This is a genomic window from Pseudomonas sp. SBT1-2, assembly GCF_028640875.1.
In the GTDB taxonomy this organism is placed as follows: Bacteria; Pseudomonadota; Gammaproteobacteria; order Pseudomonadales; family Pseudomonadaceae; genus Aquipseudomonas; species Aquipseudomonas chlororaphis_I.
Map to the genome: position 1 here is coordinate 1 of NZ_JAQZAA010000008.1, position 217 is coordinate 217.

General features: G+C 62.2%; 1 protein-coding gene. It reads right to left on the minus strand.

Going from position 1 to position 217, the window contains the following annotated elements:
* Positions 1–217: transposase (locus PVZ78_RS00225; RefSeq protein ID WP_273828068.1), on the minus strand; the 217-nt coding region annotated here is incomplete at both ends.

The window sequence follows — 217 nt, forward strand, 5'->3', positions numbered from 1 at the left end:
AATCACCTCTCGGCCATATTTGGCCACCACATGGAAGAGGTCGTAGACCACGCGCGCTTTGGGGCAGTGCCGGCGAACCTCCAGGTCAAAGGCGGTGTTCATGTCCATCGCCACCGCTTCGATTCGAGCGCAACCCTCTGGCCCCAACTCTTCGAAGAACCGCCTGACCGCCGCACGGCTGCGGCCTTCGCCGATCCACAGCACTCGTCGTGTATCC